This is a genomic window from Pseudoalteromonas sp. P80D2, assembly GCF_036680945.1.
Classification (GTDB): Bacteria; Pseudomonadota; Gammaproteobacteria; order Enterobacterales; family Alteromonadaceae; genus Pseudoalteromonas; species Pseudoalteromonas shioyasakiensis.
In genome coordinates this window covers 48,521-61,648 of the sequence record NZ_JAZDAR010000028.1, presented here as the reverse complement: position 1 = coordinate 61,648, position 13,128 = coordinate 48,521, and the positions used below count along the sequence as shown (strand labels likewise).

12 protein-coding genes are annotated in these 13,128 nt (G+C 43.0%); 4 read left to right on the top strand and 8 right to left on the bottom strand.

The features are described from left to right. Positions 1-168: 168 nt before the first annotated feature. The 3 genes from VRK28_RS07385 to VRK28_RS07375 all read right to left on the bottom strand — a co-directional run bounded on the left by VRK28_RS07385 (position 169) and on the right by VRK28_RS07375 (position 3,737). Positions 169-2,049: a methyl-accepting chemotaxis protein gene (locus tag VRK28_RS07385; protein ID WP_062566008.1), complete on the bottom strand. Its 1,881-nt coding sequence runs from the start codon at positions 2,047-2,049 to the stop codon at positions 169-171. Between the two features lie 105 nt (positions 2,050-2,154). Then, positions 2,155-3,204 carry an MJ1255/VC2487 family glycosyltransferase gene (locus tag VRK28_RS07380; RefSeq protein WP_063530071.1) on the bottom strand — a complete coding sequence of 350 codons (1,050 nt, stop codon included), beginning with the start codon at positions 3,202-3,204 and terminating at the stop codon, positions 2,155-2,157. After that, entirely contained in the window at positions 3,201-3,737 is a 537-nt protein-coding gene (locus VRK28_RS07375; RefSeq protein WP_058583858.1) for a phosphatase PAP2 family protein, read from the bottom strand. Before VRK28_RS07375 ends, VRK28_RS07380 begins: the two co-directional genes overlap by 4 nt. Positions 3,738-3,949: 212 nt before the next feature. Here VRK28_RS07375 and rraA point away from each other — a divergent pair, with 212 nt between their 5' ends. Both rraA and VRK28_RS07365 read left to right on the top strand, forming a co-directional pair. Continuing rightward, the gene (gene rraA, locus VRK28_RS07370; RefSeq protein ID WP_054552822.1) at positions 3,950-4,447 is read left to right on the top strand and encodes a ribonuclease E activity regulator RraA; all 498 of its coding nucleotides are present in this window, start codon (positions 3,950-3,952) and stop codon (positions 4,445-4,447) included. Between the two features lie 5 nt (positions 4,448-4,452). Then, positions 4,453-5,502 (top strand): formimidoylglutamase, encoded by a 1,050-nt coding sequence (locus VRK28_RS07365; protein WP_062566011.1) that lies wholly within the window; start codon positions 4,453-4,455, stop codon positions 5,500-5,502. Positions 5,503-5,701: 199 nt separating this feature from the next. Here the strand turns inward: VRK28_RS07365 and VRK28_RS07360 are convergent, their stop codons facing one another. Next, positions 5,702-7,378, bottom strand: coding sequence for a GGDEF domain-containing phosphodiesterase (locus tag VRK28_RS07360; RefSeq protein WP_332393681.1), 1,677 nt, complete (start codon positions 7,376-7,378; stop codon positions 5,702-5,704). A gap of 121 nt (positions 7,379-7,499) precedes the next feature. Continuing rightward, complete coding sequence (gene hutI / locus VRK28_RS07355) at positions 7,500-8,741, bottom strand: imidazolonepropionase (protein ID WP_063530070.1); 1,242 nt, start codon at positions 8,739-8,741, stop codon at positions 7,500-7,502. Between the two features lie 142 nt (positions 8,742-8,883). On the opposite strand from hutI, the gene hutC reads away from it, so the two are divergent. Next, the gene (hutC, locus tag VRK28_RS07350) at positions 8,884-9,591 is read left to right on the top strand and encodes a histidine utilization repressor (RefSeq protein WP_055021370.1); all 708 of its coding nucleotides are present in this window, start codon (positions 8,884-8,886) and stop codon (positions 9,589-9,591) included. Here the strand turns inward: hutC and VRK28_RS07345 are convergent, their stop codons facing one another. Next, on the bottom strand, positions 9,592-10,362 hold the full coding sequence (locus VRK28_RS07345; protein ID WP_332393660.1) for an NADP-binding protein: 771 nt from the start codon (positions 10,360-10,362) through the stop codon (positions 9,592-9,594). It abuts the gene before it with no gap. A gap of 113 nt (positions 10,363-10,475) precedes the next feature. Here VRK28_RS07345 and VRK28_RS07340 point away from each other — a divergent pair, with 113 nt between their 5' ends. After that, entirely contained in the window at positions 10,476-12,500 is a 2,025-nt protein-coding gene (locus tag VRK28_RS07340; protein WP_175083213.1) for a methyl-accepting chemotaxis protein, read from the top strand. Here VRK28_RS07340 and VRK28_RS07335 read toward each other — a convergent pair. Beyond that, positions 12,485-12,694, bottom strand: a complete 210-nt coding sequence (locus VRK28_RS07335) for a hypothetical protein (protein ID WP_063530067.1) — start codon at positions 12,692-12,694, stop codon at positions 12,485-12,487. The genes VRK28_RS07340 and VRK28_RS07335 overlap by 16 nt on opposite strands. Before the next feature lie 253 nt (positions 12,695-12,947). After that, complete coding sequence (locus tag VRK28_RS07330; protein ID WP_064971745.1) at positions 12,948-13,106, bottom strand: YqaE/Pmp3 family membrane protein; 159 nt, start codon at positions 13,104-13,106, stop codon at positions 12,948-12,950. Positions 13,107-13,128: the final 22 nt, after the last annotated feature.

Sequence of the window (13,128 nt, the reverse complement as noted above, 5' to 3'; positions counted from 1 at the left end):
AATAACGAAATTTTTGCCTTGTTATCAACGAGGTTTTATTGCCTCAAAATAGACTACTTAATTAAGCGGATTGGTATTAAAATCTTGTCGCGGTATACACCCCCAAACAACAAAAAAGCGCGATGACTACACCGTCACCGCGCTTTTATTTTTCAACAGACTAATTCATTAAACTTTAAACTTATCGATTGCCTGATAAAGCACACGTGCTTGCTCAGACACCTCTTCGCTGGTTTGCGCATTAGTCGCCGCGTGTCCCGATGCTTCTTGGGCGATATCACGAATACGTACCACGTTTTTATTCACCTCAGAAGCCACTTGGCTTTGCTCATCAATTGCGGTGGCAATGTGAGTACTCATATCCATTATGGTTTGTACATCTTCGGTGATTGAGCGTAATAACTCACCGGCTTTACTTGCCTGTGCAGCACTTTCGCCACCTTGCGTACGACATTGCTGCATAATGCTCACCACTTCTTGCGTACGCCCTTGTAAGGTCGAAATAATGCTCTCGATCTCTTGCGTTGAATCTTGGGTACGTTGCGCAAGTGAGCGAACTTCATCTGCTACTACCGCAAAACCACGGCCTTGTTCACCGGCACGCGCCGCTTCAATAGCCGCATTAAGTGCCAGTAAGTTTGTTTGCTCAGCAATGCCACGAATAACGTCTAGTACAGAGCCAATGGTTTCAGCGTCTTTTTCTAACTGCGACACCACGCTTGACGCATTACCGAGTGAATCAGATAAGTGATTAATTTGCACCACAGTAGATTCAACCTCAGAACGACCTTGCTGCGCACTTAAGTTAGTTGACTCAGCTTTTTTCGCAGCTGCTTCTGTGTTGTGTGAAATATCTTGAATCGTCGCCTGCATTTCAGTGGCAGCTGTAGCAACCATATCTGCTTCGTGAAGCTGCTCTTGCATACCTGAGCTTGTTGCTGCTGTCGTTTCTGATAAATGCTCAGTTGCCACGTTAAGGGTACTTAGCGCGGTATTAACTTCATAAATCAGCTTTTTGAAATCACTGATCAAGCTATTAAAATCAACCGTCATTGTGGTGATTTCATCTTTACCCGATTGAGTAATCGACATGCTTAAGTCGTTATTACGACGAATTTCGTTAATCGTATGGTACACACGTTCGATAGGCTGAATAATTGAGCGGCTAGTAAAGTAAACTAATAGCATCACTAAAATGCTCGCAATAATAAATACAAGAATGGCAATCAACTGCGCACTAGCAGCACTCGATTCTACAAACGCTTTTGTTTGATCTGTAAGCTCTGTAACAATAGCATCACTAAGCTCAACACTGCGTTTCATCTCACCGAGCGCCCCTGATTCTAAATCAAGGCCTAAGGCAACTTGTGCATCAACTAAGGCTTTAAATTTACTTTGATAAGTCGCAAGCAAACTAAGTAACTGGTTTTCATAATTTGTATCGAACCCAGCGCTTTTAATCTCTGATCTAAAACTAGCAACTAAATCATCAAACTTGCCCATATACTTTAAATCAAAGCGCAGCATAAAGTCTTTTTCTGCACGGCGAAGCTGTAGCATTAAAGTGAGTAACTTATAGTTTTCGCGCTCGCTTAATAATGTTTCTACTTGATGCACCGCACCACGTAAATCACCATAAAGAGCATCTTTAGGGTGTAAACCTATTTTCTTTTGTAGTACCACAACCTCATTGAAGTCATCGTAATAAGTTTTCGCAAGGCGTCTAAATTCATTTAGCTTAGATGAGTCCATCGACAAATCTTTCACTAACTCGTCTAGTCGCGCCATTTTATTTTTTAGCTGCGAATACTCTTTTTCAAAAAGCTCAAGGCTATCGACATCTTTGTAAAACAAAAAGTTTTTTTCATGTTTACGCATCGCAAGTTCATGAATGTCGAGCTCCTCCGCATTTTGAATTGTTTCGTTGAGCTTTAGCATCATGCGCGACTCAAAGATAATTACACACAGCATCACAATCATTGCAAGACCAACAACGAGCGCGTTTAACTGTAAACGACGCTTAATAGTTAAGTTTTGTAATACATTCATTCAAAGTGCCTTATAGAAACATGCATTTAAAGTATAGCTAAACTATTTAAAGCAGCTAATAAAAAGTGGTTAAACTTGCCGCGCATTTTCCAATATAAGGTACTTTTAAACAATCAGTTTTTGTTCTAAATCAACCTGTTGCCATAGGTGTTTATGCAATTTATCCAGCTTTTCCCATTGTTTTTTTTGCAACCAATCAACCAAAGGTGCTGGATCACTCGGAAAATTCAGTTTTTTGTTCTGTGGCGATTGCAACCAATCATCCATCGCATTGGGGTTTAAATAGCTCATCACATGGGCTGCTCCCATCGACAATAGCGTCTGTGCATTAATCCCCTGCTCAAATTGTTTTCCAAGTGGTTTTAGCAATAGCTTTTTACCTAATTGCAACGCTTCACTTGCAAGTTCAAATCCGGCGTTGCCAATTACACCACCAGCATTAGCGAGATCATTTAAAAAGCCAACGCGTGACGGCGCTCGCAGATGAATATTACCGATTGAGCAATCCTGCGCATCTGGGTGATAACAGTAAAACTCACGCTCAGGAAAGTCTTTAAGGTAGTCGACCACACTGTCTAAATTCTCAAAAGGTAGATACACCAATACCTTATTTTCGACCATCACCGGGTTATCATGATGATGATTTGCAATAAATGGCGGAATGATGTTTTCTGCATAAGGCTGCCAATGCACCCCTAAATAAACGCTCGCTGGCGCATAGTTACGGATTAGGGCACGGCGGAAGAAAGCGCGGCCAAACATCGGCACTTTATCAGATAAAAACGCCGCTTGATGGCTCATACCAATAACAGGGATACCTTGCTGTTTAGCAGCCCATGCGGAAATCGGCTCAAAGTCATTAAACACCAAGTCATAGTGACGTAAATCAAGATTTTTTATATCTTTTATAAGCTGCAACGGGCGCGCATTTTTCAACGTTTTAAAGCTATCAACTTGCCCCGATTTGCTGGTAAACGACAAACCTCGAAAAGCTCGGTAATCAGCAAAATCGTCCATATCAAAGTAGTCTTGCTCTTTACGACCCGAAAACACATAGTCAACATCGACTCCTAATGCTTTAAAGGTCGTTGCCATTACTCGTGCTCGAGTAATATGGCCATTACCCGTACCTTGAATACCGTACAAAATTCTCATATAGATCCCACCACCATTACAGCTAATACTGCACAACTTGACCCCATCACTGCGCCAATCACCACATCAGCAGGGTAATGCACACCAATAATCACTCTAGATGCCGCCACCCCTGATGCCCACATTAGCCACAGCACAGCAAATTCCGGAAAATAGATAGTCAAAATCGTCGCTACCACGAATGCCCCAGCACTATGCCCCGACGGTAAGCTAAATTGGTCGCTTGGCACTAAATAAGCACCTTGCACTAAGCAGTCGCAGGGTCTGACCCGTGCGATGCGCTTTTTAGCTAAAAAGTAAATAGGCCGCTCAATAGCAAAACCCACCAAAATACTCATCGCCAGTTGTTGAAAGTGCAGCTGCTCGGTGAACCACCAAAACCCAAGAAACAACACCACGTAAAGTCCGCCATCGCCGCTTTTCGAAAACCCGAGCGCTGATCTTCTAAGCCAAATTGGCGAAGCGTCGTTGAATACACTTAAAAACAGCTGTTCATCCACTTTAGCCAATTTAGTAAGTATGTTGTTTGCCATGGTGAGCTCCTTGTCATACTTTGCGTCTAATTTTTATACTCATCTCAGCTTAGGCGCTAAAAATAACAATTAGGTGACGCTTTTGAGACACTAATGTTGCGATGGCGAAATTCCTTTGATTTAAACCAATAATCCGCTATTAAGTCGTTGTTATTGAGTTGTATCAGGGTATACTGAGTACTAAACAGACAGTCTCTTTAGAGGATGAAAAAATGGATTACAGCACTTCTGATTTATGCGACCACTTTGCAGATGTGGTTGATGTGCTCGAACCAATGTTTATCAATTTTGGTGGACGCCCAAGCTTTAGTGGTCGAGTAAAAACCGTTAAATGCTTTGAAAATAACGAGCTGATCCGCGAAATTTTATCAACCGATGGCACCGACAGCGTGTTATTGATTGATGGTGGTGGTTCAACCCGACGCGCCCTTATTGATATAGAGCTGGCTGAAATCGCATTAGAAAACAACTGGCAAGGCATTATTGTTTACGGTGCCATTCGCCATGTTGATGAGCTTGAAGAGCTAGACTTAGGCATTCAAGCAATTGCCTCTATCCCTGTTGCTGCCGATAGCGAAGGCGCAGGTGAAGATGGCATTGGCGTTAACTTCGCAGGCGTTTCTTTCTTTGATGACGACTTTGTTTACGCTGATAGCACCGGTATTATATTATCTGCTGAAGAATTAGAGTTAGAAATAATAGAAGACTAATCTCGGTGACAAACTACCTTAAAATTTATGATGAAGCGGCGGTAAAGCACTTATGTGTCCGCCGCGCTAACGAACTTAAAGCTTGGCAAGCCCTTGCCCTTCTCGACACTCAAGTTAACGCCCCACAAGCACTCATCGATGCAAAACACTTCGGTATTCGCTATGTTTTAGTTGGCGTATGTGAAGATATTGGCCCTCGCGCTAACTTAGGTAACGGTGGCTCAGGACAAGCGTGGCAAGCATTTTTAAAGCGCTTTTTAAACCAAACACATAACCAGTTTTTAAACCACGAACGTGTGTTGCTACTTGGCGAAGTTGCCCTTGATGACTTAAACCAACAAGCTGCTGACCTTGATAATAAAAACGACGCTGACTTAGCCAAACTACGTGAGTTATGCGCTGATATAGACACCCGCGTTGAGCAAGTGCTTGCAATGATTTTTGCAGCTGGCCTTGAGCCAATTGTTATCGGTGGCGGCCATAACAACTGCTTAGGTATTTTACGCGCCCTTAGTAAGCAACATGGCAAACCAGTCAACGCTATCAACTTAGACCCTCATGCTGACTTCAGAGAGTGTGAAGGCCGTCATAGCGGTAATGGTTTTAGATATGCGTACAGTGAAAACCACCTTGCTGATTACCATGTGATGGGTTTACACGAATTTAAAAATAACCAAGCGATTATGGATGCCCTGACAAGCGCAAACTTCACGTTTGATAGTTACCAAGATATTCAAGTACGTCGTAAAGTCGATTTATCTTCGGCATGTAAACACGCATTAGCGCAGTTTGATAATGCACCGCTTGGAGTCGAAGTCGACCTAGACAGCATCTCACTAATGCCGGTTAGTGCATACACCAACTGTGGCTTTAGTGTAAGTGATGCAGAACATTTTGTGCATTTAGCAGCTAGCCAAACAACTGCTCGCTATCTTCATTTATGCGAAGGCGCCCCGTCGCAACACCCGGTAGGTTTAGAAGCAGGCATGAACGACGCTGGCCAAATAATCACCGCCCTTGTGAATGCGTATTTGCAGGCGAGAGAGGCAAGTTAGAAAGTTAGAAAGTTAGAAAGTTAGAAAGTTAGAAAGTTAGAAAGTTAGAAAGTTAGAAACTCTAAAATACCCAGTATCTAAGTCAAGGAGCTCGCCAACTTTCCTCTTGAGACTCGCTAACTTTCAATCTGATAGCTGAAAGCTCTATCTTTACTCTTTCCCTTAGTAACTCGCTAACTGTCAATCTGACAGCGCTAACTTACCCCTGATGCTCTAACCGCCACTGTTTTAACCACGACATCATGCCTACACTGCTAAGCGGGTAATTAAAGTAATAGCCCTGGGCGGCGTAGGTGTTCAATGACTTAACAAACTTAAGTTGCTCTAGGGTTTCTACCCCTTCACAAATCACCTTGGCATTATTTTGATTATGCATATCCACCATGCCAGAGACTAGGCTACGAACTTGGCTTTGATGGGCAAAATCAGCGGTCAACGATGCTGCTACTTTAATATACTCAACATTAAGATTAGGCAGCTTAGCAAGCCAAATAGGCGTGTCACCAAAGCCATCAATACACAGCTTAATACCAATACTATTTAGCCTTGCGACCATAGCTTTACCTTGGTCATCTAAGCTCATAAATAGATCGAGCGGGCATTCAATGATTAAATCGCCCGGCTCTAAGCGGTGTTCATTCATAATGCGGTCAACAAATTCAATGAACTCTTCATGCAGCATTTCTGGGCCAAACACGTTAATACTGAGTGGTAGTTCAATGCCTTCCATACGCAGTGCCATAGCAAGCTCAGCAGCACGTTCAATAACATATGCTGCCACAGGGTAACTTAGGCCAGCGACACGAATATCATCAATAAATTTGTTAGCCGAAAGAATTCCTTGCTTAGGATGCTGCCAACGTAGCAGCAATTCTAAAAACTCAATTTGCTCGTCGCTATTACGAATAACTGGCTGAAAATAAAGCTCAAGTTCGCTGGCAAAATCTAAGTGAGCTAATTCGCGTAGGCGTGCTTGTTGCTCTAGTTGCTCTATCATCATTTGCGGGTGATAAGGCACAATTTCTCGTTCAGGATTTGAATCAAGGGCAAGGTTGGCAAATGAAATTAAGTTCTCGAAGCTGTACTCAGGTTCGTCACAGCTCACATAACTGGCGCGTACTTTAACTTCAATGGTGCAATTGGCAACATTAAATGGCTTTAATGTGACTTGCCTAATTTGGCTGATCAGCTGCTCATGAAGATGTTTTTGCTCTTCAAGAGAGCAAATAAACGCAAAGTTTAAGCCCCCTAAATGCGCTAATTTTTCAGTATTTGCGGTGTTACCTTTCATACTCAGCACAGCATCAACACTGAGTTGCTGTTTAATACGCGTGGCCGATTGCGCTAATAATAAATCTCCAAAGTCACGTCCAATATGCTGGTTAACATCGTTAAAGCCTTCAAGGCGGATCATCACTAGTGCACAGTTTGCTGAGTGCTCTTCAGTCCATGCAACAAAACTATTTCTAAGTGCATTACGGTCTGGTAAACCAGTCAGTGGAGCGGCATCTAAATCATCGTTATGGAGCGGTTCAACTTCAACCTGCTCATCCTCTTCGGGCTCTTCATAATTAAAAAAGCCTGAAATAGATAAAATAACTACCGAGAAAACAAGCCAATATAAAGCGGTGTCGAGTAATAGGTGGGCAGAGTATAAAACCGCGAACGAAATTGCGGCAGAGACACTCAATATTATGGCAAGCCAATTGGTGGTGCGAAATGCTTGCCATAAATGAAAACATAAAGCTAAAGCAAGTAAGATAACCAGCCATGGTAATCCTAAGCTTAAAATAGCTAAACCTAGTACGCCATTAACGACTAGGCTTAGTCTTAAAATAGGGTTTTGGGTTACGCACAGGGCACAGATCATTGCCATAAAAACGCTACCAGCTAAAAACACTGGCACTACATCACTTGTTAAATTTACGAGTTGCGTGCTACTACTCGCTAAACTAAAAATCAATGACATGTAATCCAAACTGCGTAATAAAACTTATCTAACTAAGTCTACCCAAAATCCACAGATTTAACAGTTTATTTACGCCGAATTGGTAACTTAATTGTGCCGGGTGGGATATTTGCCAGTGAGCAATATCAGCTCGAGCCCCTACTTTTAACACACCACGATCGTCAAGACCTAACGCACCTGCAGCGTTTCGTGTTACACCAGCTAATGCTTGCTCTGGTGTCATACGGAAAATAGTGCATGCCATATTCATCATTAAGTGCAATGAACATAATGGTGAAGTTCCAGGGTTGAAGTCAGTTGAAATGGCGATCGGAACTTGATACTGCTGGAGTAGTTCAATTGGCGGATATTTTGTTTCGCGTAAAAAGTAAAATGCACCTGGTAACAATACCGCTGCAGTGCCCGCTTTGGCCATTGCTTGAATGCCAGCTTCATCTAAGTGTTCAATATGATCCGCAGATAAGCCATTAAACTCTGCAACAAGCTCTGCACCATGTTGATTAGATAACTGCTCAGCGTGCAACTTAACCGGTAAGTTGTGCTTTTTAGCCGCTTCAAACACGCGGCGAGTTTGCTCGTTGCTAAAGCCAACGTTTTCACAAAAAGCATCAACTGCATCAGCTAAATCAGCCTCAACAACACGGTCAAGCATCTCACCGCAAACCAAATCAATGTACTCATCACTACGGCCTTTATATTCAGGCGGTAATGCATGTGCACCTAAAAACGTGGTTTTAACATCAACCGGGTGATTTTCACCGAGTAAACGAGCCACTTCGAGAAGCTTAATTTCGTTTTCGCAATCTAGACCATAGCCAGATTTAACCTCGACCGTCGTCACGCCTTCTGCGTATAACGCATTTAAGCGCTCTTTAGCACTAACAAACAGTGTTTCGTGATCAGCTTCGCGAGTTGCACGTACTGTGCTTGCAATACCGCCACCGTTTGCAGCGATTTGTTCGTAGCTAACACCTTGCAAGCGCTGCTCAAATTCTTCTGCACGGCTACCGGCAAACACTAAGTGAGTGTGACAATCAATCAACCCAGGTGTTAACCACTGCCCTTTTGCAGAGACTGTTGGCGTTGCTAACGCGTCAAACTTAGGTAAATCGGTTTGTGCACCTAACCAGGCAATTTTGCCATCTTTAACGGCAATCGCTGCATTTTCAATGGCGCCGTATGGTGCATCAACAGCAGGATCCATTGTGGCGATATTGGCATCTGTGATCAGTAAATCCCAGAGCGCTTGATCATTGTTGGTTGTGTGCATTTTTCACCTATCTTGATGCTTGCTAAAGGCTCAGTATGAGCCTAAATTTAAATTTGCTTAAAGTTTATCAACTCATCTTGTATATACAAGGAAATTATGTCACCTTGTAACACATTGTTAACTTGTAAATAAACTTTTCATAATGAGCGTCCCTAAGTTTGCGCAAATAAAAGAATTCATTCTGGAAAATATTCAATCGGGAGAATGGCAAGAGAACGACCGTGTCCCTTCAGAAAACGAACTCACCAGTCAATTTCAAGTTAGCCGCATGACAGCTAGGCGCGCGCTCAGTGAGTTAACCGATGCCGGTATTTTAACCCGCAGCCAAGGGCAAGGTACTTTTGTTGCCAGCTTCAAATCACAATCATCGTTACTAGAAATCAAAAACATTGCCGATGAAGTTAAAGCGCGCAACAGCAATTACAGTTGTACGATTTTAGTGATGGAATCAATCAGCGCAATTGCCCCCATCGCGATTGCTTTGGGTGTCGAGGTCGACAGCCATGTTTATCGAAGTGTGATTGTGCACAATGAGAACGAACAACCTTTGCAAGTTGAGGAGCGTTTTGTAAACCCCGCTCTTGCTAAAGACTACTTACAACAAGATTTTCACAGCCTAACACCCCATGAATACTTATCGCAAAATGCCCCACTCACCGAGGCTCGCCATACGGTCGAAGCAATCATGCCCAACCAAGAAATGTGTGAATGGCTCAACCTTTACAATGAAGAGCCATGCTTACAAGTGATCCGCCGAACGTGGTCATCGCAAGGTATTGTAAGCTTTGCGCGCTTAGTCTCACCGGGCAGTAAATACCGACTGGGCGGCCACCTAACTTTTAAGAAGTAGCTAAATAGGCGCTTGATAACGAAAATTCAGTGACTCAATCGCCGAGCCATCAATGATACGCTGGCCTTTATCATGGCTAGTAAATGTCGGTGGCTGATTACCCTGCTCAGCGCATTTTTGTTGGTAGTAATCTGCTTTTGTTGGATGCGCCGGATTGACCACATTATAAATGCTGCTCGCGCTTGACCAGTTTTCAATGACAGAAAAAATCGCCGCTATCACGTCTTGCTGCTGTACCATGTTTACCACTTGCTGACTTGAGCTAGAAAGCTCTTTACCTGCAACAAACTTACCCGGGTCGCGCCCAGGACCAACAAGGCCCGCTAAACGCAATACTTTACCACCGGCATTTAGCACTAACTGCTCAGCATCAAATAGCAGTTGCTGGCGCGCTGATTGGCAATTAATTACTGTACTTTCGTCATAATGACCATTGTCAGTTGGGTAAACACCCGTCGAAGAACATAAAATAAAGCCTTTACAATTTAGTTGCTTGGCAAGCTCAAGTCCTGCTTGCAAAGTAGCTAAATAATTACTTTCTGAGCTGCGACTACGCGGTGGAATTGCACTCACCCACCATGCATCTTCAAGTGAAACATCGTGTTTAAGCACTGTACCTTCAAGCGCAAACTGGCGCTGAAAATCATGTTCGTGCTCGCTACTACGGTGTGTTCCCTGCACTTGCCATGCTAATTCTTTTGCCTCAACACAAAGCGCACTACCAAGCCAACCTGCACCTAAAACGACCAGTTTATTATTTTCATTACTCATTTATCCAACAACCTCATAGTATTTATTATTAACGTTCGCTTAACGGTATAGCGATTTGGGTGCAAATATGATTAGATAGATAACTCTACCCGATAATAAAAACACGTGCATCTATGTTAAATAACCTCTCTTTACGTAAAAAAATATTACTACTCATCGGCGGGACGATAAGTGTACTACTGATCATCGCGTCTAGTTTTTTTGTTAGCCATATTGCTGACCTATCGCGCCAAGCTATTCAACGCGAAGCCGACAGCTATTTACAGAGTGAACGACTTTCAATGCAAGGTTACTTTGCCAAATACGGTAAAGTGGTTCAAACCTTCATTACAAATCCGCATTTAGTGAATTGGTTCGACAATTGGACTGAACGTGATCAAAGCCTTGATAACCAACCTGGATACGACAGCGTTAATCAAGATTTTGTGCGTATCAGTGGCAACGATGACAACATCTTATCTGCCTTCTTTGCATCTGCAACAACAGGTGAGTACTTTAAAGAAAACGAGCGAACCACTCATTATAATGGCCAACCTTACTACGCTTACAAACGTGGTTGGTGGCAAGATGCTTTAAAGATCAACAAACTCTATGTAGGTCCTATTTCTGTGGATTTAACCACAGGTAATGCCTCTGCAGTTGTACAACAGCCTGTTTATAAACAAAACAAACTAATAGGCTTTGGTGGTGTTGATTTACAGCTAAACAACATTAACGACATGGTTGAAGAAATTCGCTTTAATGGCCAAGGCTTTGGTTTCTTACTTGATGGCAATCAAAAGGTTGTGCACTTATCTAAGCGCACTGGCCACAAGCTATCTGTGACTGACGAAGGTCCGAATGGCAAGGAAGGCTTAGATGCCCTCGAAAAACAATTTAGCGACACATCAGGCTTTAGCGAATTAAACCGCGCGATGAAAAGCCAAAAAGATGGCAGCAGCTTTGTTACTTTCAAAGGTGAGCAATATTACGTTGTATACAACCGCCTTGAGTTAGAAACCCCTTATCTTGATTGGTATGTGGGTATTTTAATTCCGACCAGCATGATTGATGAACCAGTAAATGATGCGGTGATGACAACCACAACCTCAGTGATCATCATTCTTGCGATTATCATTGCGATGATCTTCTGGGCCACGCAAATGATCACCAAGCCGCTGACTAAGCTAACTTACATCATGCGTGATATCGCATCAGGTGATGGCGATTTAACACAGAAAATCGAAATCAAGAGTAATGATGAAGTGGGCCAACTTGCTCATCACATGAATACCTTCATCGATAAACTTCGTGCAATGATGCTTAATACTGCTGCGCAGGCTGAGCAACTAAGCCAAGCTGCGAGCCAGTTAAAAATTGTATCGCAAAAAACCAACGATGAAATTCAGCAAGAAAAGCAGCAAGTTGATAGTGTTAGCGCGGCGGTAACCGAGATGGCGTCTACAGTGATGGAAATCTCGCGCAATGCCCAGCACACCAATAATGCCGCTGAAGAAGTGCAAACCATCACCGTTGACGGTACGAAACGCTCTACTCAAGCTCAGTCAGTCATGACCGCTCTTGCAAGCCATATTGGTGAAGCGTCTAAAGTGGTTGCGGGTCTTGAGCAAGAAAGTGGCAATATCGGCGCGGTGGTTGATGTTATCAACTCAATTGCTGAGCAAACTAACTTACTTGCACTGAACGCGGCAATTGAAGCGGCCCGCGCGGGTGAACAAGGCCGAGGTTTCGCAGTTGTTGCTGATGAAGTTCGTTCACTAGCAAGCAGAACGCAAGAGTCTACGGATGATATTCGCAACATGATCAGCCGTTTACAGCAAATTGCCCAACAAGCATCGACTATGATGCAACAAGGACAAGAACGTGCTGAAGGCTCAGTAGAGCAAACACAAATTGTATTGCAAGCACTGCAAGATATCGCCCAATCTGTGACAAATGTACAAGATCAAAGTCATCAAATTGCGACTTCGACAGAGCAGCAAACTGTGGTTGCAGAAGATATTAACAATAGCTTGGCAGCGATTAATCACTTAGTGAATAGCACTGCAGATCATGCCCATGAATTGGCGGATGAAGCACGTGATTTGAATGAATTGGCAGCCGCTTTAAATAAGACGGTGAATCAATTTAAGTTATAAAGATAAATTGCTGAAGTAGTTAAAAACCCGATGTCACCTGAAGATGACATCGGGTTTTTATCGTCAGCCTTCCCTGTTAGTCGTGGCGCAACCGCTTTCGCGTGTTCCATAAATTCGTGCCACTGTTGCTTGTTCCATAAAGCAACTCCTTTGTCGGTCAATCCTTTTGTTGGTTGCGTTTGTACTTGTTCCATATAGTCTCCTCCTTACGCTAGCTTCATCCTGTTTGGCTCCTGCCTAAGCTTATTCCTTGCTGTCATCTCCATTCACTTTATCCATAAAGCGTTGCCATTGTGCGCTACTCCATAACGCCTTGTTACTTCCTTGTTGTCCTTTGTGCGTAGTTACATCATCCATACTGTAAACTCCTTGCGGTTTATCGTCCGTTACTCCTACAGCCCTTCCTTGCTGTGCTCCATTACCCATCCTTGTAGATTAATGCGGTGATTATCGCTTAGCGATGATATACACAGCATGAATCAAACCTGGAATGTACCCTAATAAGGTTAAAAGAATATTAATCCAGAACTGCGCACCTAAACCTACCTGTAAAAATACGCCGAGAGGTGGAATTAAAACCGATAAAATAATACGTATTAAATCCATGACTCACTCCTTGAAAAAGATA

What these genes read in the sequence shown, in the direction of transcription:
- VRK28_RS07385 (WP_062566008.1), bottom strand. Translation starts at nt 2,049, where the DNA reads ATGAATGTATTACAAAACTTAACTATTAAGCGTCGTTTACAGTTAAAC.
- VRK28_RS07380 (WP_063530071.1), bottom strand. Translation starts at nt 3,204, where the DNA reads ATGAGAATTTTGTACGGTATTCAAGGTACGGGTAATGGCCATATTACT.
- VRK28_RS07375 (WP_058583858.1), bottom strand. Translation starts at nt 3,737, where the DNA reads ATGGCAAACAACATACTTACTAAATTGGCTAAAGTGGATGAACAGCTG.
- rraA (WP_054552822.1), top strand. Translation starts at nt 3,950, where the DNA reads ATGGATTACAGCACTTCTGATTTATGCGACCACTTTGCAGATGTGGTT.
- VRK28_RS07360 (WP_332393681.1), bottom strand. Translation starts at nt 7,378, where the DNA reads ATGGCAATGATCTGTGCCCTGTGCGTAACCCAAAACCCTATTTTAAGA.
- hutI (WP_063530070.1), bottom strand. Translation starts at nt 8,741, where the DNA reads ATGCACACAACCAACAATGATCAAGCGCTCTGGGATTTACTGATCACA.
- hutC (WP_055021370.1), top strand. Translation starts at nt 8,884, where the DNA reads ATGAGCGTCCCTAAGTTTGCGCAAATAAAAGAATTCATTCTGGAAAAT.
- VRK28_RS07345 (WP_332393660.1), bottom strand. Translation starts at nt 10,362, where the DNA reads ATGAGTAATGAAAATAATAAACTGGTCGTTTTAGGTGCAGGTTGGCTT.
- VRK28_RS07340 (WP_175083213.1), top strand. Translation starts at nt 10,476, where the DNA reads ATGTTAAATAACCTCTCTTTACGTAAAAAAATATTACTACTCATCGGC.
- VRK28_RS07335 (WP_063530067.1), bottom strand. Translation starts at nt 12,694, where the DNA reads ATGGAACAAGTACAAACGCAACCAACAAAAGGATTGACCGACAAAGGA.
- VRK28_RS07330 (WP_064971745.1), bottom strand. Translation starts at nt 13,106, where the DNA reads ATGGATTTAATACGTATTATTTTATCGGTTTTAATTCCACCTCTCGGC.